Origin of the sequence: Citreicoccus inhibens, assembly GCF_019039035.1 — a bacterium.
GTDB classification, from domain to species: Bacteria; Myxococcota; Myxococcia; order Myxococcales; family Myxococcaceae; genus Citreicoccus; species Citreicoccus inhibens.
In genome coordinates, this window is sequence record NZ_JAHNZT010000008.1 from 35395 (window position 1) to 59907 (window position 24513).

Annotated in this window: 11 protein-coding genes (1 of these 11 only partly in view); 5 read left to right on the plus strand and 6 right to left on the minus strand. The window is 69.2% G+C overall.

Features of this window, described 5'->3' with window-relative positions; genetic code table 11:
• Positions 1 to 10871, minus strand: partial view of an Ig-like domain-containing protein gene (locus KRR26_RS12615; protein ID WP_217079923.1) — the 5' portion only. The gene continues 18169 nt to the left of window position 1, outside the view; only the first 10871 of its 29040 coding nucleotides appear in the window; its start codon is at positions 10869 to 10871; its stop codon lies off the left edge, out of view.
• 41 nt (positions 10872 to 10912) lie between these two features.
• Complete coding sequence (locus KRR26_RS12620; RefSeq protein WP_217079924.1) at positions 10913 to 11767, minus strand: peptidylprolyl isomerase; 855 nt, start codon at positions 11765 to 11767, stop codon at positions 10913 to 10915.
• 214 nt (positions 11768 to 11981) lie between these two features.
• Here KRR26_RS12620 and KRR26_RS12625 point away from each other — a divergent pair, with 214 nt between their 5' ends.
• Entirely contained in the window at positions 11982 to 12944 is a 963-nt protein-coding gene (locus tag KRR26_RS12625; protein WP_217079925.1) for a peptidylprolyl isomerase, read from the plus strand.
• A 160-nt stretch (positions 12945 to 13104) separates the two neighbouring features.
• Positions 13105 to 14520, plus strand: coding sequence for a B12-binding domain-containing radical SAM protein (locus KRR26_RS12630; protein ID WP_217079926.1), 1416 nt, complete (start codon positions 13105 to 13107; stop codon positions 14518 to 14520).
• Here KRR26_RS12630 and KRR26_RS12635 read toward each other — a convergent pair.
• The 4 genes from KRR26_RS12635 to KRR26_RS12650 form a co-directional block, all read right to left on the minus strand.
• Positions 14513 to 15334 (minus strand): acyl-CoA desaturase, encoded by an 822-nt coding sequence (locus tag KRR26_RS12635; RefSeq protein ID WP_120208924.1) that lies wholly within the window; start codon positions 15332 to 15334, stop codon positions 14513 to 14515. The genes KRR26_RS12630 and KRR26_RS12635 overlap by 8 nt on opposite strands.
• Before the next feature lie 50 nt (positions 15335 to 15384).
• Complete coding sequence (locus KRR26_RS12640; RefSeq protein WP_217079927.1) at positions 15385 to 19662, minus strand: AAA family ATPase; 4278 nt, start codon at positions 19660 to 19662, stop codon at positions 15385 to 15387.
• A 19-nt stretch (positions 19663 to 19681) separates the two neighbouring features.
• Positions 19682 to 20083, minus strand: a complete 402-nt coding sequence (locus KRR26_RS12645) for a hypothetical protein (protein ID WP_120208921.1) — start codon at positions 20081 to 20083, stop codon at positions 19682 to 19684.
• Between the two features lie 180 nt (positions 20084 to 20263).
• Positions 20264 to 20803, minus strand: coding sequence for an SLOG cluster 4 domain-containing protein (locus tag KRR26_RS12650; RefSeq protein ID WP_120208919.1), 540 nt, complete (start codon positions 20801 to 20803; stop codon positions 20264 to 20266).
• A gap of 691 nt (positions 20804 to 21494) precedes the next feature.
• Here KRR26_RS12650 and KRR26_RS12655 point away from each other — a divergent pair.
• The 3 genes from KRR26_RS12655 to KRR26_RS12665 all read left to right on the plus strand — a co-directional run bounded on the left by KRR26_RS12655 (position 21495) and on the right by KRR26_RS12665 (position 24508).
• Complete coding sequence (locus KRR26_RS12655; protein ID WP_120208916.1) at positions 21495 to 22472, plus strand: sigma-54 interaction domain-containing protein; 978 nt, start codon at positions 21495 to 21497, stop codon at positions 22470 to 22472.
• 549 nt (positions 22473 to 23021) lie between these two features.
• Positions 23022 to 23612, plus strand: coding sequence for a DUF4255 domain-containing protein (locus KRR26_RS12660; RefSeq protein WP_158611540.1), 591 nt, complete (start codon positions 23022 to 23024; stop codon positions 23610 to 23612).
• Entirely contained in the window at positions 23609 to 24508 is a 900-nt protein-coding gene (locus tag KRR26_RS12665; protein ID WP_217079928.1) for a hypothetical protein, read from the plus strand. The genes KRR26_RS12660 and KRR26_RS12665 overlap by 4 nt, the downstream gene beginning before the upstream one ends.
• The last annotated feature ends 5 nt before the right edge of the window (positions 24509 to 24513 follow it).

The window sequence follows — 24513 nt, forward strand, 5'->3', positions numbered from 1 at the left end:
GCCATCAGCGCCAGGTCACCCGCGAGCGCCAGGCCCGTTGCCTTGCCCACGCCCGGGACCGCCACCACCAGCGCTGGCGAGGTCGGAGTGGTCACGTCGACAACGAGCAGCGACGGGACGCCTTCGCCCACCACGTCCACATACGGCAGGCTCGCACCGTTCACCGCCACGTAGGCGCGCGAGCCCCGCACCGCGAGCGCCACCGGTTCGTAAGGAGCGGGCATCGACATGCCGCCCATCACCGAGGCCTGGCTGGGCTGTGCCACGTTCACCACCGACAGCGCGCCCTGGATGCTCGACCGCTGCAACTCCACCACGTCCTTCGCACCGGTCGCGACCGCCGCCGGCGAGAGCACGTAGGCCTTGCCGGCCGACAGCGCCACCTTCACGGGCGGCAACGGCGGGAGGCGTCCCGCGACCGGCCCTCCCTCCCCCGATACCTGGCGCCCCACCACGGACGACACCGCAAGGTCCGTGTACAGGTAGGCGCCGGGCACGACCACGCCGCGGCCGTCCGGGTTCGTCACGCGGACATCCGCTGGACCGAAGTTCCCGGACGGCATCTTCACCGTCATCAAGCCCGGAGACAGCACGCGCACGTTGGTCGCGGCGTTGCCACCTACCGTCACGGTGGCGCCTCGCTGGAACCCGCCTCCGACCAACTCGACCGTGTTGTTGCCCGCCAGGGGTCCGGTGGCCGGGGAAACGAAGTTCACCTCGAGCACCTTCAGGAAGAGGAAGCCGCCATACAGCGACCCCTCCAGTCCATTGGGGTTCACCACCGTCACCGTGGCTGCGCCCTCGAGCTGCGCGGGAGTGCGGGCCGTCAGGCTCGTGCCATCCGCGGCCACGACCACCTCCGAGGCCTCCGCCCCAGAGAAGAGGACGCGAGCCCCAGTCGTGAAACCCGTGCCGTGCACCGTCACGACGGTGCCGCCTTCCAGCGGACCCGACGCAGGCACTACCTCGAGAACCGACGGCAGTGCCGCACTCACCGCGCGCGTGGTGAAACGCGATCGGAAGGTCTCGCCCAGGACCAAGTGTGTGGAGGTGGCCACCTCCGGCCGCACCGTGAGGAAGTAGTCCGTGGAGACCACCAGCGGCTGCATCGGGCGCAGGCGCAGCAGCCGCCCCACGACCTCCACCCGCATGGGAACCGGGGGACCCAGCTCCGGATCTCCCGCGCGCAGTACCACCGTTTCGGGCTTGATGCTCTCAAGGTCCGGCGCCGTGGAGAACTCGACATCAATGTTCAGTTCATTCGCGGCAACCGGCACCTGACGCGCGCCGTCCAGCGGACTCACGGACATGACGACCATCCGCTCCAACCCGTAGAGCGCCAACGACCCATCCACCGTCGTCACCGCGCCCCCAGCGGCCGGGACCACCTGGGCCACGCGAGGCAAGTTGGCGCGAACCAGCGTGTTCGCAGAGCCGTTCGGATTGACCATCGAGACGGCCATCAGCCCCTTCACGGGCTGGGCATTCGCGTCGACCAGTTGGGTGGTTCCCAGGACCAGGTTGCCCGTGGCCGCCACGGACGCCAGCCCCGTGGCCAACACGTCCTGGCGCGCCAGCGCATGCGGCAGCAGAGAGAGCAGGCGCGGCGACTCGGGCCGCGTCAGGTCCACCACCGCGAGCCGCGCCCCCGGGCCATCACAACCGACGAAGGCACGAGACCCGACCGCGGAGACGGTCAGCGCCGCGCCAGGGACGGCCACGAAGCCCCGCTGCTTCAGCCTGGGATGCCGCGGGTCGAGCACGAGCAGGCCCGCGTCGCCCGCCGCCACGAGCAGCAGCTCCCCGGCGACGAAGACGTCGCGCGCGCCACCGAGCACGGGCACCGTGAGCACTCGCTGCGGCGCCGTGGGCACGCCCACGTCCACCACCACGACCCCCGCCGAGCCATTGGCCACGTACGCGAGCCGATCCTTCACGGCCACGCCCCGCACCTCGTTGCCCGGCAGGTCCACGCTGCCGCGCAGCACGCGGGTGCTTGCGTCCACCACCGACAAGGTCGGGGGCACGTAGGCCCCTCCCGCCTTGAGCCGCGAAGGGGACACCACCAGCGCGTACTGCCCCGCCATCGTCATCGCCGCAGGCGGCGCGTCGAGCGGCACCAGCCCCAGCGCGACCAAGGGATTGTCGCCCTGCGTCGCCTGGATAAACGCCACCGCATTTCCCGAGGGCGAACTCTGCGGACTCACGCCAAAGCCGCCCACCGCCACGAGGCCCGCTGAATTCGCTGCCACGGGCCCGAGCGGTGCGGCCGTGTTGAACGGGCTCAACAGCTGCGACGGGCGCAGACCGATCTCCACCTTCACGGCGCTGGATTCCGCGCGGTTCTCGGACGGGTCCACCGCCGCCGCATGCAGCGTCACCAGTGAGCCCGCCCGCCCCCCGGGCACGAGCCAGTTCAGGGCATGCAACGGCCGGTTCGAGGGGCCCGGACGCGTCTCCGCCGTCGATCCGAGCTTCGTGCCATCCACCCAGAACTCAACGAAGTCGACCCCCGCGTTGTCACGCGCCGCCGCGGACAAGGTAACGGTTTCACCTTCCGTCACGAGGTCATAGGCGGGCGGATCCACCATCTCCACTTCGGGAGGCACGGTGTCTCGCACGGTGCCCACCGTCACGGGCACGGACACGGTCTCCTGCCCCGCGGTGTCCACCGCCACGGCGGTGAGCGTGAAGGTCCGGTTGCCACTGCCCACCGGCGCGATGAACTCACCGACATACACATTGGGCGCGCCAGGGATGCCCGCGGGTGTCTCGGCGGTCGCCACGCGCTTTCCGTCCACCAGGAAGATGACCTGCCGGATGCCCCCATCGGCGTCCGTGGCCTCGACCTGCATGCGCACCGGGCGCCCATCGAAGACGTTCGTGCCGGGCAGAGGCTTCTTGATGGCCACCACGGGACGGGCGTCCGGAACCACCTGGACCTGGAGCGGCGCGGAGCGCGTCTCCTGCCCCGACAGGTCCACCGCGCGAGCGCGCACCGTCAGCGTCGTACCGACGAGCGACGCGGGCGCCTCGTAGTCAAAGTCGTAGGGCAACACGTAGCGCCGAGCCACCTCGGGCAGGGAGTCCCCCGTCCCCACATCCAAGGACACCGAGGCCACGCCCACGCTGTCCTCGGCCGTCACCGAGAACCGGCGCTTCAGCCCCGCGACCACCTGCGTGGGACCATGGAGGGCCACCGTCGGCGGTTCGTCCTTCACCACTTTCACCGAGACCTGCTGCTGCGACTTCAACTGCGAGCTGTCGGTGGCCTCGGCGATGAACGTCAGGGTGCTGCCCCGAGCCCCCATGGGCACTCGGTACGAGAAGCGATACGGCGCGACCGGCATGGTGGCGAGCGGCTCAGCACTCCCCGCCAGACGGAACACCACGCTGGCCACACTCACGTTGTCCTCGGCCTTCGCCTCGATCTCCAGGCGCATGCCCTCGACGATCTCCGAGCCCGCCGCCGGCGCCAGGAACGCTACGGTGGGCGGCTCGGTATCAGCGTGGACTGGCACCGTCACGACGGGAGCCAGGGACTCCTGGCCCAGCGTGTCCCGAGCCCGCGCGCGCAACGTGAGCGTCCGACCCGCGGACCCATACGGCACCGGCACGCGGAAGGAGAACGGACGCGTGGTGCCCGTGTAGCGCAGCGTTCCACCCACGCCACCCTCGACGAGGACCTCCACCCACGAGATGTCAACATCGTCCTGGGCTGCGACCACCACGGCGAAGTCGCGGCCTTCCGTCAGCGTGTCCCCCGCGTGTGGCTGCGCCAATGCCACGGTGGGCGCCTTGTCCGCCACGACTGGCACGCGCACGAGCTGGCTGTTTACCCGATGGGGGAACGAGTCCACCGCGGATGCCTGGAGCGTCATCTCCGTCGCGCCCCGCGGAACAGGCACCTGGAACGCGAACGGCGGACGCCGGAGCACCAGCGGCGTCACGGAGCCATTCACCGACAGCTCGACCGAGTGGATGCCCACATCATCCTCGGCGGACACGACCACCGTCGCGGTGCTGCCCTCGACCACCGAGCGACCATCCGGCGGCGCGATGATGGCGACCGCCGGCTCGCGGTCCCGCACCACGTTCACCTGCTGAATGAACCGCAAGCTCCACTTCTGGCTCAAGTCCCGTGCCCGAGCGGCCACGAAGTACGGCGCGCTCTGAGCGCCCGCCCCGGCCAGCGTCGCGAGCGTGGGCGCCGTCACCGCGTAGCTCACGGGAGGGGCGTACACGTCGAACGGCGACGAGGGCAGCGCGTTCTCGGGTGGGAAGCCTCCCGCCACGTACACGACCTGGAGCGCGGCTTCGCTCGGTCCCGCGAGGATTTCCACACGATCCACGAAGACGTTGTCCCAGGCAGACACCTCCACCTGGAAGGGCGTCTTCTCAACCACGCTCTGGCTGGGCAACGGCTGCAAGAGGGAGACGACGGGCGCGCTCGTGTCGGCCACCACCACGACGACCTGCTCCTCGGAAGACGCATGGCCCTCCAGGTCTGTCGCCACCGCGCGCAGCGTGAGCGACGTCTGGGTCCGGTTCGGGTCCAACGCCACGAATCCGGGCGGCAAGCGCACCCGACCGCCATAGAGCTTCAGGCGGGACACGTCCTGGAATGGTGCGTTCAATCGGAGGACCGCCGCCCGCACGTCCGGATCCAACGGAACGGGCAAGTCGTTCTCCACATGGTCGGCCAGCACGGGGATGGCCTGCGCGTTTGCCTCGAGGACCTCCAGCACGGGCTGCCCGTTGATGAACCACTGCACGCTGCGCACGCGCGTGTCATCGCCTGCGACAGCCTGAAGGAAGAGCTGGATGCTTCCCTCGGAGAGCGTCGCATTCGGCGCGGGCGTGGCAATGGCCACCGCGGGCGCGCTGGCGCGGCGTCCCTCCACTACGAGCCGGGCCTGCCCCTTCTTCCCTTGGGTGTCCGTCACAGTGACAAGCAGCACGGAGGGCTCACCGTCACGGCCGACGGGTGGACTGAACCCAACGCGCCGAGAGGCCAGCCGGACCGAGGGCGATACCACCTCGCTCAGCACCACGGCATCCCGGAACCGCACTTCGACCGAGGCCACGCCCACGTCATCCAGGGCATCGAAGGCCAGGTTCGCCACGGTGCCCTGCAGCAGTCGGACGAAGCCGCTCGCCAACTCGGGCGCCGTGACGCTCTCCACGTCGGAGGCCAAGGAGTTCCAGCGGACCGACGGCCCTGCGTCCGGGCGCACATCCACGAACGTGGAGGCAGACACCGAAGCATTGCCAGCGCGATCACGCGCCACCACAGACAGCGCCACGGGCGCACCGTTTGCCGGACGGCGCAGCACCAGCGACGTGCTGACGCTGGAACCTGGACGCGTGAAGGACTCGACCGTCAGGCCGTCCACCCGCAGGTCCGCCGACTCAACCTCGACGTTGTCCTGGAACGACAGGGACACCGCCACCGGCGAGCCCTCGACGACCGCGCTCCCATTGGCCGGATCCGTCACCATCACCGAGGGGACCTGGGTGTCTGGCTGCACGCGCAGGGGAATCGCCGCCATCGCGCGCTTGCTCGCGGTGTCACGTGTGAACGCGCTCAGCACCGCAGCACGCGGCGCCCAGCCCATCGGCGGACGCAGTCGCGCTTGTGGCTGAATGGTGCGACCAGGGGTCACTGAATGAGAGTCCAGCAGGCCCAGCGCGACCCACTCGCCCCCTGCCACCACTCGTGCCTGGACACCCAGGGCATCGAACACGAGCCCCGTGCGGGACACCACGATGGGCTCACCCGCCGTGGACTCGGGAAGCAGCTCCACATCAACTTCATCGACTTGGACATCCGTCGCCGGGAAACCGAGATCCACCTCGTACAGCGGGGCCCGGAGCACCACCTCGCCCCGTCCCAGGGGATACGCCGCGAGGAAGTCGCGCACGGACGCGGAGGTCTCGGCTCCCGCGCGAATGCGGTAGCGATAGGCGACCCGCGCTCGCGCTCCCTTCCCCGTCGGGGACGGCGCCACTCGCAGCTTGACGCGGCCCGGGGCATTCCCCAGGTCGACCGAGGTCGGGGGAACGATCCGCAGCGCCCCTGCATCCACCGACGCCCGGAACGTCTGGGCCTGCCCGAAGCTCCACGTCACTTGAGACGCAGTGCCTTCCGGCAGGGCATTGGGGACCGAGACCTCCACTGCATCCGGCGTCTCCGTAGAAAGCCGCGCGGCCGAGGTGGAGAGCACGACGAAGCCAGACTCCAAACCCACGTCGTCCTTCAGTTCCACCTGGATCTGCTCGCGACGCTCCTCGGTGATGGCTGTACCTGACTGGGGACGGATGACCGCGACCGAGGGGGCCGCATCCGCCACGAGCACGCGCGTCAGGCTCGCCTCGGTGACCTTGAGGGTCGAGTCCACGGCCCGCGCGGAGAATGTCAGCACCCGCGTTCCCGCACCTTGCGTTGGCAGCAAAACCGGAACCGTCACGGCGACACTCGCGCCCGGCGAGTAGGCCGGGAGGTGAAGTGGCTCCCCGTCCAAGCTCGCCTCCAACGCGCGGACTTCACCGTCATCACTCGCGGCCACGGTGAGGTTCACGGTGGTCCCCGCCACGCACACGCGCTCGTCCGGCCCTCCAGCCAACGACAACGTCAGGCGCGGAGCCTCCTTGTCGAGCAGGGGCTTCACGACGAAGTCCACCGCCGAGGTCTCCGTGACGTTCCCTGCGGGGTCGAACGCACGGGCCACCAGGGTGTGCTTTCCCTCCGCTATCGCCCCGAGGGAAACGGTGCCCGCGAAACTCCCCACATACTCTCGGCGGGTCAGGATGCTGCCCGGCCCCAGCGGATCCGGAACGCGGGTCTCCTCGAAGCGCTCCTCCGCGACCCTCAGCGGATCCGAGCCATCCGTTTGCTGCCGCACGACCCCGTCCACGAGCACCGCGACGCGGGACACCCGGACGTCGTCACGCACTTCCACGCGCGCACCCAGTGAGCCGTTCAGCACCACCTCCAACGGGGTTTCTCGAGAAGGCAGCGGCGACACCAGCAGCGCGGTCGGTGGCTGCAGATCGCGAGTCACTTGGAGCGCGACCATCGCCGGCTCCGAGTTCTGCCCCCCGGTGTCGCGCGCTACGACCCCCACCGTCTCCGGCTGGCCCAAATGGGTGATGGGCGCACGAACCGTCACCACCTGAGGCGTGCGCACATCTCGCGCAGGCCCCGTAGCAGGCAGGGTTCCCTGGAGGATGTCGCCAGACACCCCCACCCACCCGATGACGCCATCGTCGTCCGCGAGCATCACAGCCACCGGCACGTCCTCGCCCTCGCGGTAGGGACTGCCCGGCGGAGGGGAGAGCACGGTCACGGTGGGCGGTTGGTCTCGCACGGCGAGGACCGCGATCCTCCGCTCGGCCGTCTGGCCATGGGTGTCGGAGGCCACGGCTCGCAGCTCCAGACTCTGAGGCTCCGTCTGAGTCGGGGGCTGCGCGGGGATGGGCACCTGGAAGGTGAAGACCTGATAGAGGCCATCCCGCACGCCCTCTTGCAGCCGGGCCACGCGCTGCGCCCCCAGGTACAATTCCGCCCAGGCCACCGCCACATCGTCCGAAGCCACCACCTCGACGCTCAGCGTCCGGCCCGCGAACACCCGGGCACCCTCGGCTGGCGCTCGGAACCCCACGAGCGGTGCCTGCGTATCCTCGACAATCTCCACCGAGACCTGGGACTCAGCCGTCGCGTCCGCGCTGTCCGTGGCCACCGCCTTCAGCACCACGCCGCGGGCCGGCCCGGAGATGGGCACCTCGAAGCGGTATGGAGGAACCGCCCGCGTGGCCACGGAGGTAGCGCCCAGGAAGAGCTCCACCTTCTTGACCGCCACGTCGTCCGAGGCATCCACCACGACCTCGAGCTTGCTGCCCACCGTGACGTGCTGACCGGAAGTGGGGCGGCGCAGTGAGACCTCGGGAGGCGAGTCACCCAACGCGTGGATCAACACCTCAGGCGAGAACCCCACGTTGCCCGAGACGTCATACGCACGCGCCCGCAGGCGGTGGTCCGCCCGACTCTGGAGCAAGGAAGGCGCCACGATGGCATGGGTGACGAAGCTGCCCGGAACCCCAGCGTTCTTGGGGGGTGCGGTGTCCGTGAAGACGACCGCGTCGTCGACGAGCAGCTCCACCTTGCTCACCTCGACGTCGTCGAGCCCCGCCACGCTCACCAAGAGTTCTTCGGTCCGCACCACCTTCGCCCCCTGGGAGGGCGTGACGAGCGCCAGCGACGGTGGCTGCACATCCGGCGTGGAGAAGATCGTGACGGACTGGCGGGTCTCCTGGCCCGCGCTGTCTCGGGCCACCGCGTCGATGACGAACGTCTGCCCCGCCGATGTGGGAGGCAGCAGATAGCTCACGGCATAGGGCGCCGCGCTCGACAAGCCCACGGGCGCACCATTCACGAACCAGCTCACCTGGACGGGCTGCTGCGAATCATCCAGGGTCGCAGCGAGCAAGGACACATGCGAGCCAGCCAGGACGCTGCCCTGATGCGTAGGGCTCAGGATGCTCAACTGCGGCGGTGAATCCGCCTTCACCACCGCGTTGAACGCCACACGACGCTCATTGCCTCCCACGTCGATGGCCTGGACCTCGATCTTCACGCGCTTGCCCAGGCTGGTCGCGGGCGGCGTCCACGTGAACGCGAAGTCCTCCGAGCCCGCGGGCGAACTCCCCAGCGAGCCCTTCGACAGCCGGGTGCCCGCCACCACGGCCCCATCCACCCACAAGCGAACATCCACACCAAAGGCGAGCGCGTCATCCCCCAGCGAGCCCGCCACGACGAGGGGGGCGCCCACGGTCGCATCGGTCATGGGCCCCACTGGCTGACTCAAGGTGAGCAGCGGCGCGGTGTCCGCGGCGATTCGCACGGCGAGCGCCTCCACCGGAACCTCCGCGCCCGAGCCATCCACCGCGGCCGCGCGAATGACGGCCGAGGTCCCCGCGGCCGTCTTCGGCGGAACGAAGCTCACCTCCCACAGCGGGACAAGGACCGGCTCCTGGCCCTTATCCGTCGACTTCATGCGGATCTCGACGCGCGGCGCGACGGCCATGCCCAGGGGCGCGTCATCCACCGTGAAGCGAACCGACTGGAAGTCTCCCGGCGCCAAGGCGCCCGAGGTCCAATCGCCGCTTGTCACCCGGAGAATCTGCGGCAACCCGGCGACGAGCAGCTGCCCTGCCTGAGGCGCCTCGTAAACCACGTGCCGCGCGCTGGGCGCAGGGACTCCAGTCACCGCGACCCGAACCTCTGGCGACAGCCGCTCCTGGTGCGCGGTGTCCACCACCCGGGCGCGGAGCACCAGCGTGCCCCCCGAGTACGGAGGCGCCTTCACCTGCAACACATAGGGCGGAGAGGTATCGGACACCGTCGGTACGCCGTTGACGAGGAAGTCCACCCGCGCGACGCCCACATCATCCGAGGCAGTCGCCCGCACCTCCAGACTGCCCCCGGCGACCACCGTCGCGGGAGCGCTGAGCGTCACGTCTGGCAACCCGTCACGCGCATCCACCTTCAGCGAGACAGGGGCCTGTCCGGGATACTTCGCGAAGACCCGCGTGGGAACCGCGCGAAGCGACGTCACCCGTCCGTCCGGAGAGACCGTCAGATTGGAGGCATCCTCGGAGCTCCACTGCGTCCCCAACTCCGCGGGCGTCAGGTCAACCCGGGTGCCATTGGTGAGCACGCCCTCCAGCCGAAGCTGGAGTGCTGCGCCTACCCGCTCGATGACCGCCGCCGTCGCGGGCAGCGCGGGCAGAATCTCCAGCGACGCGAGGACCGCTTTGGAGTCCACCACCACCGGCACCGAGGCCGTGTAGCCGGCATACGCCACCGTCACCGTCGTCGTGCCATTGGCACGCGCCACCACCTGCCCATCGCGCGTGACCATCGCCACGGACTCGTCCTGGGAGGTGTACGTGGCGCCGCTCGACGCACCACTGACATTCACCTCACCTGCGATTGCGAACTTCGCCGTCGCCGTCAGCGTGACTCGCTGCCCGGGCCCCTCGGACAGCAGCAGGGGCGAGGGGCCAGCCCGCAGGGAGAGCACCGGATCAAACGCGTTCGAGTCCGTGAACTCCACCGTCGAGGTGTGGACGGTGCGGCCGAACGGATCCACCAGCGCCACGTCCGCGACCACCACACCATCGGGAGGAATGGCAGGCGTGCGCACAGGCAAGGAGAACGTCACCTGCCCAGGCGACGTCAGACGGGGATGGGCCACCAGCCGGCGCGCCACCACGAAGGCGTTCGCCTCCACGTCATCCAGGTCGCCCTTCACCGTGCGCAACAGGGAGGATGACGCGCCCGTCACCGTCAACTCGGCGCGCGCCACAGCCCCCTGGAAGGCAACATCCACCAGCAACTGGCTCGCATCCGAGGACGCCCGTACGCGCACTGCGTTTGACGCGAAGCCCGGCGGCGGGGCGCCCGCATCCAGCACCGCTTGGGCGGTCGCGGCCTGCGTCCCCGACGACACCACAGGAGATGCGCGCACCGTGAGGCGGCCATCTACCGGGAGTGGCGCGCTCAGCGGCACCAACACATGGAATGGAACCGCGCCCGCCTCGTCCCGCGAAACCACGGTCCGCGACAGGTCCGCGAACGCGCCCGCCGAGACCGACGTGCCCTGCACGCTGACGACGACCTGACGGGCGTCGCCCCCCTCGACCTCGAAGCCCAGCTCCACCGAGCGAGCCCCTGGCTGCGGAGGCACCACCGGATAGATGGCCACCACCGACGGCGCGGACTGCGCCACGGCGAGGCCCGGCGTCGCGCACACGAATGCCAGCACGACACCCAGCGCCCCCAGGCGCCACGTGGAGAGCCACTGCATGGTCTTCCCCCTCTCCCCTCAACGCGTCCCCGACGCGCCGTCTACTCGATATGAACGTCCGCCGCGTCCCGGAGCCGGGCCCGCAGCGAATCGAAAACCTTGCGCTGACGCACTGGCGCCAGCCGCCCCTCGACCTCTCCCCGCACCTCTTCGAACGGCGGAATCCGCCCCTCTCGCCGCTCGATGAGCTGGAGCACCGCGAACCCCTCCGCGGTCTCCACCACCGGTGACACCTGGCTCACGTCACGCAGCGCGAACGCGGCGTCCTCCAGGCGTCGGTCCTTCAACTCGCCTCGCGCGAACAGGCCCAGGTCCCCCCCCAGCGCCCGCTCTGGCCCATCCCCGCTGCTTTGAATCCGCGCCAGCGTTTCCCCCGCCTTGAAGCGACGGACGAAGCCCTCCGCGCGGGCCCGCGCCTTCGCGCGCTCCGCGGCACTGCTTCCTTCCGGCACCGCCGCCAGCACTCGCCCCACATGCACGCGCTCCGGCTGCGCGTAGTCCTGTCGGTTCGCCGAGTAGGCGCTCCGCAGCTCCGTCTCGGTGGGGGCCGGAGCCGTCCGCTCCTCATCCGCCAGCAAGGCCTGGACCACGAGACGCTCTTCCAACTCCCGCACCTGCCGGGCGATGTCCTCACGCTGCCCGATGCCTCGCCGCTTCGCCTCGTCCACCAGCAGTCGTTTGTCGACCAGGGATTGCGCGAACTCGCGCCGGCCGGCCGGATTCTCGAACTGGGTGCGGAGCGCGGGCGGCAGCCGCAATGCCTCGCGCTGAAACTCCTCGCGCGTGATGACGCCGCCCTTGAAACGGGCCGCGACGGCCACCGAGGAAGACGCAGTCTGTGCCGGAGACGAGGCAGCCGACGGCGGCTGGCAGCCCGCCAGTACCAACCACGCCACCCATCCCCACCCCGCCTTGTTGGCCTGACGCAAAATGTCCTCGAATCGCAAAGCAGCTGGACGCCGCGCAGTCTGCGCGATCTGCCAATTCATTTTCAATGCCCTACCCCATGCACGTTTGAGTGATGTCGGCCCGCTTTGGTACGGTGCCGGCGGCCACGTTTCCCCGTCGAGGGTCCGCCCTGTTCGGAATTACCATTAGGATTTGCAATTCATGAACATCCTGAAGATAGCCGCAGCGTCAGCCACAGCCCTGTTTCTCCTCGGTGCATGCAAGGGTTCGGGTAGCGGAGCGGCCAGCGAGGCGAAAGGCGCCGTGGTTGCTCGCGTGGGCGAGGGAACCATCACGGCCCAGCAGATCGAGGCGAAGCTGGAATCCCAGCCCCCCCTTATCCGCTCGCGCTTCGCCACGCTCGAGGCGAAAAAAGAATTCCTAGACAACATGGTGCGCTTCGAACTGCTCCTCCAGGAAGCGCGGCGTCAGGGATTGGAGCAGGACCCCGAGGTGAAGGGCACGCTGGAGAAGCTGCTGGTGCAGCGGCTCATCCAACGGCAAGCGGAGCAGGCGGAGGCCCGGCCGCTCACCGAAGAGGAATTGAACAAGTATTACCAGGATCATTTGTCCGAGTTCGTACAGCCAGCCAAGGTACGCGTGTTGCAGATCTTCCTGGCGTCGGCCGCGAACGATTCCAAGCACGCGGCGGTGAAGGCCGAGGCAGAGGCGCTCTACGCGGACATCCGCAAGAAGGAGTCCGGCCCGGCGAAGATAGCCTTCTCCGAACAGGTGAAGGCCCGCTCCGATGACGCGGTGTCGAAGGCGGCCTCGGGAGACCTGGGCACGCTGACCCACGAGCAGCTCTCCGCCCGTTGGGGGAAGGCCGTGGCGGACGCGGCCTTCGGCCTCCAGGCCATGCATGACCTGGCGCTGGTGGAGTCCGAGCGCGGCATGCACGTGCTCAAGCTCATGGTGCGCGAGCCCGCGCTCGAACTGACGATGGAGCAGGTCCGCCCGCGCATCGAGAGCCGCGTGCTCCTGGAGCGTCGCACCGGAGCGGTCGACACACTCGTCGCGTCGCTCAAGAACAAGACAACCATCCAGGTAGATGACGCCGCCCTGGGCGCGGTCCGGGTCCAGACGGACGGCGTGGGCGCCGCGCGCCCCAGCCCGACGCCCTGAATCCGGGACTCCGAGACAGGCCCTGATATCGCTTTCGTCCGAGGTTTTTTGCCAGGGTTGAATCACCGGGTCATTCTGATTCCACGGAATGACCGGGGGGCTCACGACCGAGCACGGGCCCAAGGCCGGCGTTCCTCGCCAAGAGCCTGGAAGCCACCGCATGCGGATCGCTGTCATCGCCACGTACACGCACCCTACCCGGCTGCGCGTCAAGGAACCCTCCATCATGCAGTCCTCCGTCCCGGAGCTGATCGCGGGACTGTGTCCCGTGGACGCCGAGGTGGAGATCTTCAACGAGAAGGAGACGGACATCCCGTTGGATCGGGATTGGGATCTCGTCTTCTTCTCGTACCTGCACTCGTACTACGAGCACACCAAGGTGCTCTCCACGCTGCTGCGCCAGCGCGGCATCAAGACGGTGGGCGGAGGGCGCCACGCCAGCTACTTCCCCGACGACGCCGAGCGGTACTTCGACGCGGTCATCACCGGCGAGCCCGAGTCCAACGTCCCCGCGCTCATCGCGGACTTCGAGCGGGGCGCGCTCCAGAAGCGCTACGCCTTGCCCTCGAAGGGCGCGGCGGCCATCCAGCCGTACCGCTACGAGCTCATCGACTTCACGCACAACAAGGTGCGCCTGCCGGGCATCGAGGCGTCACGCGGGTGCCCGTTCTCCTGCAATTTCTGCGTCCTCACCGGCAACGAGCGCTACCGCTTCCGCCCCATTCCCCAGGTCATCGACGAGATCCAGACGCGCATGCGCTGGAACCCGAACTACCTCGGGATGATGGAGGACGCGTTCGTCTTCCTGGACAACAACCTGGGCGGTTCCCCCAAGTACCTGCGGGAGCTGTGCGAGGCCCTCATCCCGCTGAAGAAGACCTGGGGCTGCGCGCTGACCTTCAACGTCCTCAAGGACGAGTCGCTCGTGAGGCTGATGGCGAAGGCGGGCTGCCGGTACGTCTACACGGGCCTGGAGTCGCTCAACCCGGACTCCATCAAGGCGATGAACAAGGGCCAGAACAAGCTGTCGGAGGTGGACGCCGTCATCCAGCGCGTCTTCTCCGCCGGCATCCTGTTGTCCTTCGGCCTCATCGTCGGCTCGGACGGCGACACCAACGACTACCTGCTCAAGCTGCCGCAGTACCTGGCGGACCTGCGCTACTTCTCCATCACCTTCCTGGGCATTGTCTGCCCGTATCCCGAGACGCCCTTCTTCCGCGAGCTGCAGGCCGAGGGACGCCTGCTCCCGGGCACCATCAGCCGCGACTATGACGGCTACACGCTGTGCCACCGCCCCAAGCAGCTCCACCCCTCCGAGGTCATCGAGCACTTCCACCGCCTGTGCAGCGAACTGGGGAGCCTGCCCAACATCGCCAGGCACTACTGGTCCAAGCTCACGATGAGCGCCATGCCGCGCTACAAGACGACCATCCTCTTCTCCGGACCGGAGATCCTCAGCATCCGCAATCCGGTGAAGAACCCGGCGCGCCGCTACATCGCGGGCATGGATGCGCTGGAGGAGTGGGACGTGCGGCAGATGGCCGCGCTGGGCCTGGAGCCCCAGCGGCTTACCTGAGGTTCGGCGTGGGCAGGTGGACCTGCCGCGCCAACCCCACCGCGCGCAAGCAGCGGATGAACGTCCAGCCCACGTCCACCTGCCACCAGACCCAACCGTGGCGGGCGGACGCGGGGAACGCGTGGTGGTTGTTGTGCCACCCCTCGCCCAGCGCGAGCACGCTCACCCACCAGACGTTGCGGCTGTGATCTCGCGTGTCGTGCACCCGCGTACCGAAAGCGCGCGCGTGGCACACCGAGTTCACCGCGTAGGTGCTCTGCATCCAAGACACCATGGGCAGGAAGAAGTACGCGGGCAGCGTGCGCCACCCGAGCGTCAAGCCCAGCACCAGCACCGCGATGACCTGGGGCCCCAGGCGGAAGCGCAGGAGCCAGTGGTAGTACCGGTCCCCCGCGAGGTCCTTGCACCACGTGCGCCACGCGTCGTCATCCGTGGACGCCTCATTGAGGATCCACCCCATGTGCGCGTACCAGAGTCCGCGCTCGGGCGAGTGCACGTCGCCCTCCGTGTCCGCCTTCGCGTGATGGATGCGATGCGTGGCGGCCCAGAGCAGCGGGCTGCCCTGCCCCGTCAGCATGGCCACCGTGACGAGGCCGTACTCCACCCACCGGGGACACTCGAAGGCGCGATGGCAGATGAGCCGGTGCAGGCCCACCGTCGTGCCCAGCCCCATGGCCACATAGAGCGTGAGCGCCACCGGCAGCGCATGGGGTGGCCAGGGCAGGACGAAGGCCGACGCCGCCAGGGCATGCACCACCAGCATGTACACGACGATGATGAGGCTGACTCGGAAGCGCGGTGACTCAGCGGACATGACGGAACTCGGAGGGTGGAACAAAGGGATGCGCCGCGCGAGGCGAGGGCTCAGGCCGAGGCACGCTCCGGAGCGGAGAGCGAGACCCCCGCGGCCGTGCCCGCCTCCAGGCGATCGATCCGTCGCAGCTCGGCGCGAGCGCCAATGTCCGTGAAGAGGGCGCGGGCCCGAGCCAGGAACGCCGCCCGGCGATGCGGCAGCGCCACCGCGGCATCGAAGTAGGCCACGCCCGTCTCCCACCGGTTGGGGCTGGCCTCCAGCACCGCGATGGCTTGAAGGAACACGGGTTCGGCGGCCGCCACACCCTTGCGCAGCCGCAGCGCCCGCGCGGTGACCCGCAGGGCCGGCCCCTTGAGATACGGATACAGCCGAGCGATGGCGCGCGCCTTGAAGCAGCTCCGGCGGACGACCCGCCACAGCTCCGCGCGGGGCACCACCGTGGCCCCTTCCTCCAGCGCGAAGAGAGCGGCCTCGGCCGCGTCCACCAAGCCCACCTGAAGGAAGGGCACCAGCACCTGATAGCTCCAGATGGTGCTGAAGGCGCGCACGGCCACCAGCGCCGCCTCCTCCACCTGGTGCTCGCGCACCGTCACGTTGGCCAGGTGGTTGAGGCTGGCGCACTGGTTGGCCAGGTCATCCACCTCCACGCTGATGCGCAGCCCCTGCTCCAACTCGGCGCACAGCTCCCCCACGTCGCCCTGGCCCAGCAGGTAGCGACACATGGGGCTCCAGGAGTGCGCCCAGCCCTGGTGCATCAGCGCATTGAGCTCTACGCCAATGGTGCGCATCTGCTGGTAGAGCTGGTCGGCCGCCTCGAAGCGCGAGCAGAGGAACTCGCCTGTCGCCTGCATCATGAGGCACGTCTGGCGCTCCCAGCGCTCGCCCACCAGACGGAGCGTGGCCACGGCCTGCTCCTGGTAGTCCCGCGCGCGCCGCAGCTCGTTGCGGAAGAAAGCCTGGATGCCCAGGCGACTGAGCGCGAGTCCCTCCGCCACGGGGTCCCTCGCGCGCCGCGCGTACTTCAAAGCCCGCTCGCAGTAGCGCAGCGAGCGCTTCACCTGTCCCGAGCCGAACAGCAGCGACGCGAAGAAGCCACTGGCCAGGCTGACCGCGTAGTCGCTGCGCGAGCGCCGGGCCATGTTCACCGTCACCAGCGTGGCCCAGGTGAGCTTCTTGATGTCCGCGAAGTAGTAGATGCGGATGAGCGAGAAGAGCGTGGAGAGCTGCCGCAAGTACTGAGACAGCCGCGCCGAGGGCAGCGGTCGCAGCACCCAGGGCAGCACCATCGTCAGCGCCAGGAGCAGCAGGTTGCCCAGCGTGCGCACCCCCAGGGCCAACAGGTTGCCGGGCAGGCTGCGGCCCATCAGCACCAGGGACTTCTCCAGGTGCTGCGTGGCGCGGCTGGACTCGCCCTTCTCCTGGTGTGCTCGGCCCAGCCCCAGGTGGATCTCCGCCTGCCGCGCGACGAGCTGCTCGTCCGCGAGGCACTGCTCGAACATCAGGATGGCGCCCGCGTAGTTGCCCGCCTGGAGCAGCGTCTCGGCCAGCTCCTGCATGACGGTGCGCGTCTGCCGCAGCACCTCGTCAGGATCCATTCCCTCGACGGTGCCGAGCAACTCGAGCGCACGGTTGTAGTGGTGCAGGGCGTCGTCGTTGGCGTACTGCGCCCGCGCGCCGCGCGCCGCCATCAACGTGTACTCCAGGCCCTTGAGCGGATCATTCCCGGCCAGGAAGTGGTAGGCCAGGATTCCGGCGGACTGGAAGGGATTGTCCCCCGCGCGCGCTTCCAGGTAGCGGGCCAGACGCCGGTGCAGATCCTCGCGCCCCGACACGAGCAGCGTGTTGTAGGCCACGTCCCGGATGACGATGTGCTTGAAGATGCAGGTGAACGGCTCCTCCATCTCCAGGAGGATGAGGCCCAGCTTCGTGAGCGTGTCGATGGCCTCGCGGATCCGCGAGGCCCCCACGGACTCCGGCGCGAGCGCCGCCACCGCGTCCAGCGTGAAGATGCGGCCAATCACCGAGGCCACCTTCACCACCAACTGCTCCGTCTCGCTCAGCAGGTCGATGCGCGCGAGCACCACGTCCTGGATGGAGTCCGGCAGCGTCAGCCCTTGAAGGCTGCGCTTCAGCTCCATGCGCTCCTCGCCCAACCCCACCGGCCCCACGTAGCCCTGCTCCACCAGTCCCTGGACGATGGACTCGGTGAAGAACGGGTTGCCCTGCACCTTGGCCAGCAGCAGTTCCTCCAGCCCGGTGTCCGGCGGCGTCATGCGCAGGTGCAGGCGCAAGAGCTCCCGGGTCTCGTCATCGTCCAGGCTGGACAGCTCCAGCGTGCGCAACCCGGTGAGCCCTTGGAAGCCTCGGAGCTGCTCACCGCCCGGCCGGAGCGTGACGAGCAGCGTGATGCGCAGCTCGGACAGCCGCGCGGCCACGTGCTCCAGCAGGTCGATGGAGATGTTGTCCGCCCAGTGCAGGTCCTCGAAGAAGAGGAGCAACGGCTGCACGCGGCTGAGCCTCTCCAGCAACAGGAAGATGATCTGGAACACACGCAGCTGCTTGCTGCGCGCATCCAGGTTGCGCGTGACGGCGGCCTCCTCCACCGGCAGGCCCAGGATGCCCGCCATCACGGGCAACCACTCGTCCTCCACGCCCTCCAACCCCTCCAGGCCCTGGCGCAGGCGCGCGAGCTGCGTCTCCAGATCGTTCGCCTCGTGGAGTCCGAACGCCTGGATCAACACCTCCTTCCACGGGAAGAAGGGCGTGAACATCTCGTACGAGTAGCAGATGCCGTACAGCGAGCGGGCGCCCCGGTCCTCGGCGTCCTCGACCACGCGCGCGCCCAACCGGGACTTGCCGATGCCCGCCTCACCGGACACCACGCACAGCCGGCCCGCGCCGTCCAACGACTCCTCCACGGCCTGCCGCAGCACGTCCTGCTCGCGGTGCCGTCCGACGATGCTCCCGCGGCCCTTGATGAACAGGCTGCGGCGAATCTCCGACTGGAGGCGATAGACGGGCACCGGGCGCGCCACGCCCTTCAGCTGGGCGGCGCCCACGAACTCCGAGATGAAGCCGCCCTGGTGGAGCCGCCCCTCGGTGTGGGCGTCCACGTGGATTCCGCTGCCTCGCCCGTGCGTCATGAGGCGGGCGGCCATGTTCACCACCTCGCCCAGCGCCGAGTACCCCTTGCGCCAGGGCGAGCCCATGTCCCCGCAGTAGGCGTGGCCCGTGGCGATGCCGATCTGCAGCTCCTGCACGAACGGGAAGGCGTCCTTCTCACGCTGGAGCTTGCACGCCAGGCGGCACGCCAAGACCTCCTTGTTCGGCAGCGCGGTGGGCGCGCCGAAGAGGACGTAGAGCACGTTGCCCTTGTCCGTGAAGTCCGTCATCAGGAGCACGCCGCCGTGGTGCGCGCTCTCCCTCTGCACGAACTCGTAGAAGGCGTTGAGTTCCTCGGTGAAGGCCTCTGCCTCGGAGGGGCCCCGCGCGCTGGTGAAGCGCAGGAAGAAGCAGGTGACGTCGCGGAAGTCTCCCGAGAACTGCTGGTGCGCCGTGGTGATCTTCGTGAAGAGGACCGGGTTCAGCAGCAGCGCGCACCGCCCCACCAGCTCCAGGCCGCCGGGCGTGGGCCGCGCCTCCACTGTGCGCGCCTCCAGGGCCGCGGCGGGGTCCAAGCGGAAGCAACCGTCGTCGCGCACCTCGCCCCGGCGCGCGGACTCGGGCACGAGCGCCCAAGCCTGGGCGCTGAGGATGACCTCGCCCACCGCGGCGCGCTTCTCCGCGAGGACGGCCTGCGCGAGCGGCTCGCCGATGAGCGCCGGGTGCATCCACAGGCCCGTGGAGCCCATCACGATGCGGTGCGATTCACCGAACCCCACGCCGATGCGTGACGACACGCCGAAGCGCTGGCCCAGGAGCTCGATTTGCGCGAAGCGCGCCAGTCGCCGCTGAACCTGGAGCGCGCACACCGCCGCGCGCTGCACCACGAGCGCGTCGCCCTCGTCCGGGAGCGGCTCGAAGCAGGTGAGGATGGAGTCGCCCGCGAACTGGTAGATGTCCCCGCCGTGCTGGCGCACGACGCCAATCATCTCCGTGTAGTAGCTGGTGAGCAGGCGCTGGAGCGCGTCGATTCCGCGAGGCCCCGCGCCGCTCAGTCCCACCACGATGGGCGTGAAGCCCGCGATGTCCAGCAGGAGGATGGCTCCGCGCACCGGCTCCACCGGCGGCAGGGTGTACGCCTCCGCGTCCGCCAGTCGCGCGAGGACGGCGGCTGGGATGTACGGCACCAGCGACGCGACGACGGGGTCTGTGCTCTCCGGGAGCATCCGGGCGGTCTTCCTCGGCTCAGGCCAGGGTGGAGAAGCGGAGCCAGAACGCGATGACACAGACCGCGCCATACAGCGGAATCTCGGCCGTCTCCGCCCACGGTTGCGCGCGGCGCAGCGCGCCCCAGACGTGGACCCCCACCATCAATCCTCCCACCAGGCCGATGAGTTCGAAGATGGCCCGGTGGCTCTTGGGGTCCGGGACGAACTGCACCACCGTGATGATGACCGCCAGGGCCACGCCGCCCAGGCATCGGCCGAAGTACACCGTCAGGTCGTTGTTCCCCGTGGGCAGCTCCCAACCGAACCACTTCGCCCATCGCATGGGGATGAGCAGCAGCGGCAGCGCGTAGACGAACAGGAAGAACGACGTGGAGACGACGAGGAACCAGCTGGCCAGGGGATACTGGGCATTGATCATGGCGGCGACGGGGTAACGGCCGGGCGCCAGATTCTTGAACGCCAGAAGTCCGCCCCCCGCTGTCGCATCCTAGACGTTTCACCCGGGGGCGTGTGGGCCTTGCGCACCCCAGCGCGTGCGGCCGTGCCGGGGCGGGTCAAACGCACCCCAGACCTGACGCATCGCGTTCAGGCTCCGGCGTCAGCCCACCTCGCGGGTGGCGGCGAGGAGGAACTCGGTGACGCGCTCCAGCGAGACGGTGCGCTCCAGTTCCGGGGGGAAGTGGCGGAACGCCTCGGGGGGGCCGTGGAGGATGATGGGCTTGCCGTAGCGCAGGGCCAGGGCGCTCTCGGAGGCGGTCCCCTCACCGCCGGGCAGGCCCACCAGGGCATGGGGGGTGAGGACGTTGATGTGATTGCGGCTCATGGGTTCGGTGCCGTGCTCACCGCTGAGCGGCAGGTGCGTGTAGATGGGCAGCTCGATGGCCCGATGGGGGTAGCCCTTCCGGGGCTCGTAGCGCCCTCCCCCCGCGATGCCCCCAGGGACGATGCCAATGGAGATGCCTCGGCGCCCTCGCACTTGAACGAAGGCCTCGGCCGCCGCGCCCATGACCCCGCCACCCGCTCCCGTGAGCAGGTCGAATCCGGACTCGGCGATCCATCTCGCCAGGGGCACGACCACCGGCACATGCGCCTCCTTTCCCGAGCCGAAGACCCCGATGATGCGGCGTTCACTGCGCATGGACCGCGCCTCCTGACTGCCACCGAAGAATCCTCCAAGCTGCGCAGGGCCCCCGCCGCCCGGAACTCCGTGCCGCCAGACCCGACGCGTCGGCCGTCCACCAGCGAAAGGATCCAGCCTTCGACAGTGACGTAGTTGTCGGTTGATTCGCCTGGCGCTCCACCCACCCGAGCCCCCGCATGTCAGCCCCCTGCTCTACCTTCCCGCACGTCAGCCAGGAGGCCGACCATGTTCGACGCCTGTGGTGGATGTGAGCGACGTGGCAGTGCGGGTGAAATCTTCGACTGGTGCGCGCATTGCGAACTGTCGCTGTGCCCCCGGTGCATGGCACGCGGCTGCTGCGAGTCCCTCCCCGCGCGCTCCGGACGCAGCGCGCCACACGCGCTGCCCGAGCCTCCTTGCGAGGACCGCACGCCGCTGCCGGAGCACTTTGGCGGACGCTGCTGCACCCGCGCCCGCGCCATCGCGTGCTCCTGCGCATTTCATTGGGTCTGCGAGTCGCATGGCGACCTGCACGTGGGCACCCACGACTGACGGCCTCGGGCCCGCAGTGTCGAGAGCGACCTGACAGGTCCCCAGTACCCCTCCTACCTCCGAATCAATGGCGACTCGGACGTTTCTTAAAAGACCGCTGATTTCTCGAACGACGAGATGACCTCGCAGGCGGTCAGGTAGGACACGGGGGGAAGCCATGGTCGCCATCCTTGGTCGCAGCCGCGCGCATGTCCGACTGCTGGACATGGTGTCCTCCGCTGCGACGCACGACGTCGAGGTCCTGATCCAAGGGCCCAGCGGGGTGGGCAAGGAGCTGTACGCGCGGCACATCCATGAGCGCAGCCACCGAACCACGCAGCCCTTCGTCCCGGTGAACTGCGGAGCCGTGCCACCGGAGCTCTTCGAGAATGAGCTGTTCGGGCACGTGAGCGGCGCCTTCACTGGAGCCAAGGCGCGCGCCCAGGGGTTGGTGGCCGAGGCGGAGAACGGCACGCTGTTCCTGGATGAAGTGGATGCCCTGCCGCTGTCCGCCCAGGTGAAGCTGCTGCGCTTCATCCAGCAGAAGGAGTACCGGCCGTTGGGGGCGTCACGCGCCTTGCGGTCGAACGTGCGCATCATCGCCGCCACCAATGCGGACCTGCTCACGGAGGTACAGGCGGGCACCTTTCGCTTCGACCTCTTCTTCCGCCTGCGGGTGGTGCCTCTGGAGGTGCCCGCGCTGCGCGAGCGCCCCGAGGACATCCCGCTGTTGATGGAGCACTTCCTCCAGCGTTACGCCGCCGAGTACGGCAAGGCCCCCGTGACCTTCTCGGATGCCGCGCTGGAGCGGCTGCGGACCTACTCCTGGCCGGGGAACGTGCGCGAGTTGGAGAACTGCGCGCGCTGTCTGCTGTGCACTCGCGCGGGCTCGCGCGTGGACGAGGGAGACCTGCCACTGCTTCCCCAGGCGAAAGCCACACCGGAACTGGATGCGCGTCCTCGCCCCCCCGCGCAGCGCGAGCCGTTTCATGAAGCCAAGCGCAAAGTGGTGGATGCCTTCGAGCGAGCCTATGTCGAGGAGTCGCTCGTCGAGCACGCCGGCAACATCGCCGCCGCTGCGCGAGCCAGCGGCAAGCACCGCCGCGCCTTCTTCGAGCTGATGCGACGGCACGGACTCACCCTGCGAACGCGCTGAGCCGCCCATCGCTCGCGACTCGTCCCTCGCCCGTCTTCAAGCGAGGATGACCCGCTCGCCCGGGCTCGCGCGGGCATCCTCCGTGCTGAGCTGAGGCAGCGTGCACGCCGGGGCGCAGGCAGAGCCGCGGCGCCATCACAGGCCTCCCAGCGGAACACCGCCACGCTCGCCGCACTGCCAACCTGCACTTTTCTGATCCACTGCGATGACGCGGCCACCCGCGCCCGCGTGGACCTCCCTCATTCACACGCATGACGCGACTTTTCCCCTGCCGCGGGCCGGGCGGCCGAGGGCCGTCACGACGGTGGACGCATTCATCCACCCCTCCGTTCCGAGCAAGCCCGCGAGGTTATGCGCACCGGGGTGGATGTTTTCGTCCACCGCGCCGTCGCGCAGCGCTCCGCGAGACGTAGCAAGTGCGCGCAATCCCGTGGATCCGCCACGACATCACGCGTGGCCCGGCAGTTGCTGTGGAGGAGCCAACGCTCGGCACGAACTCCAGGGAGGGTTCGGAGCCTGGATGGCGCGGACGCACGGGGGACACAACGGGTGGCGACGTACGCGGCAATCGCATCGGTGGGGCAGGCCATCCTGGCGCTGCTCGAGCAATCGTGCCCGAAGCCAGAGTTCGAGGGCGCGAAGTTCGAGCTGTATCAGGCGGGCGACTTCAAGACGCCCATGGACGAGGGCATCTCCCTCTTCCTGTATCGCGTCGCGCCCAGCACCGTTCGCCGCAACCTGTCCGGACGGGAGGACGCACTCGGCCGCCGCGCGAGACGGCCGCTTCCGCTGGACCTCTGTTACCTCCTGACGCCGTGGGCGAAGTCCGCCGCGAAGCAGCACCGGCTGCTCGCCTGGAGCATGCGGACGCTGGAGGACACCCCCACGCTCACCGCCGGCTTCCTCAACCACCACGGCCGGCCCGAGCCCGACACCTTCCTCCCGGACGAGACGGTGACGCTCGTGCAGGACACGCTCTCCATCCAAGACATGCTCAACGTCTGGGAGGTGGGCAAGCCCAACATCCAGGTGTCCGCGACGTACATCGCGCGCATGGTGTTGATTGAGTCCGCCATCTCCGACACGCAGGGCCCGCCCGCGCAGACGCGCGCCTTCGGCCTGGGGAGGACCGAGGGATGAGGCCCGCCCCGCGCGTGCTGGAGACGCTGTCGCGCGTGGCGCCCTTGGGCGTGCGCTTCCGCGACGAGTTGATGGGAACACTCGTGGGCGACGGGCTCGACGTGAGCGCGTACCCGGAAGGGCAGCCTCACCTGCGCCGCCGGGCGAGCGTCAGTCGCTCGGGAGTGCACGTCCTGTCGGATCTGCCTGGGCTTCGCTCCTTCGAAATCGGCGGCGCGGAGATGGGGGACGCCGCGTGGTGGGCCCAGCTCCCGCCGCGCCAGCCCTTCACCGTCGAGGTGGAGGATTCGCTGGGACGCTTCCTGCCGTGTTCGTTCCGCGCGGAGCTGCCTTTCCGTGGCCTGTTCGAGTTGGACGAAGCCCCACCGCCGGGCTCGCCACCCACTCTGGCGAGGCCGCCGTCCGTGCCGCTGTTCTCCGCGCCCGCGCGCGTCACCGGCACACCGCTGGCCGTGCTCCGCGCGGAGCTCTGGGACACGCACGCCCGAGCGCCCGCGGCCTGGGCGCGCGTGGAGGTCACTCCCGAGGGAGGCCCGGTCGCGCGCGGGGTGACGGACGCGCAGGGCCGGCTCGCCCTCTTCTTTCAGTACCCCGCGCCCGTGGACCTGCCCCCGGGCTCGTTCGCGGATGCGTCGACGCTGCCCTCAGGTCCACCCTTGCTCGAACAATCGTGGGCGCTGGCGGTGCGAATCCACTACGCGCGGCGCTCGCCCGTGCCCGCGCGGCCTGACCTGCGCGTCACCCTGTCCCAACCATCCTCGTGGGTCTGGCCGGATGCGGGCACCTCGCTCGAGTTGCTCGAGCCCACGCTGCGATACGGCCAGGAGCTCGTCCTGAAGACCCAGGGCGCACCGCGTTCCCGGCTGTGGATCACGCCCACGGGTTCACCTCCCTAGGAAAG

What these genes read in the sequence shown, in the direction of transcription:
- KRR26_RS12625 (WP_217079925.1), top strand. Translation starts at nt 11,982, where the DNA reads ATGAACATCCTGAAGATAGCCGCAGCGTCAGCCACAGCCCTGTTTCTC.
- KRR26_RS12630 (WP_217079926.1), top strand. Translation starts at nt 13,105, where the DNA reads ATGCGGATCGCTGTCATCGCCACGTACACGCACCCTACCCGGCTGCGC.
- KRR26_RS12635 (WP_120208924.1), bottom strand. Translation starts at nt 15,334, where the DNA reads ATGTCCGCTGAGTCACCGCGCTTCCGAGTCAGCCTCATCATCGTCGTG.
- KRR26_RS12640 (WP_217079927.1), bottom strand. Translation starts at nt 19,662, where the DNA reads ATGCTCCCGGAGAGCACAGACCCCGTCGTCGCGTCGCTGGTGCCGTAC.
- KRR26_RS12645 (WP_120208921.1), bottom strand. Translation starts at nt 20,083, where the DNA reads ATGATCAATGCCCAGTATCCCCTGGCCAGCTGGTTCCTCGTCGTCTCC.
- KRR26_RS12650 (WP_120208919.1), bottom strand. Translation starts at nt 20,803, where the DNA reads ATGCGCAGTGAACGCCGCATCATCGGGGTCTTCGGCTCGGGAAAGGAG.
- KRR26_RS12655 (WP_120208916.1), top strand. Translation starts at nt 21,495, where the DNA reads ATGGTCGCCATCCTTGGTCGCAGCCGCGCGCATGTCCGACTGCTGGAC.
- KRR26_RS12665 (WP_217079928.1), top strand. Translation starts at nt 23,609, where the DNA reads ATGAGGCCCGCCCCGCGCGTGCTGGAGACGCTGTCGCGCGTGGCGCCC.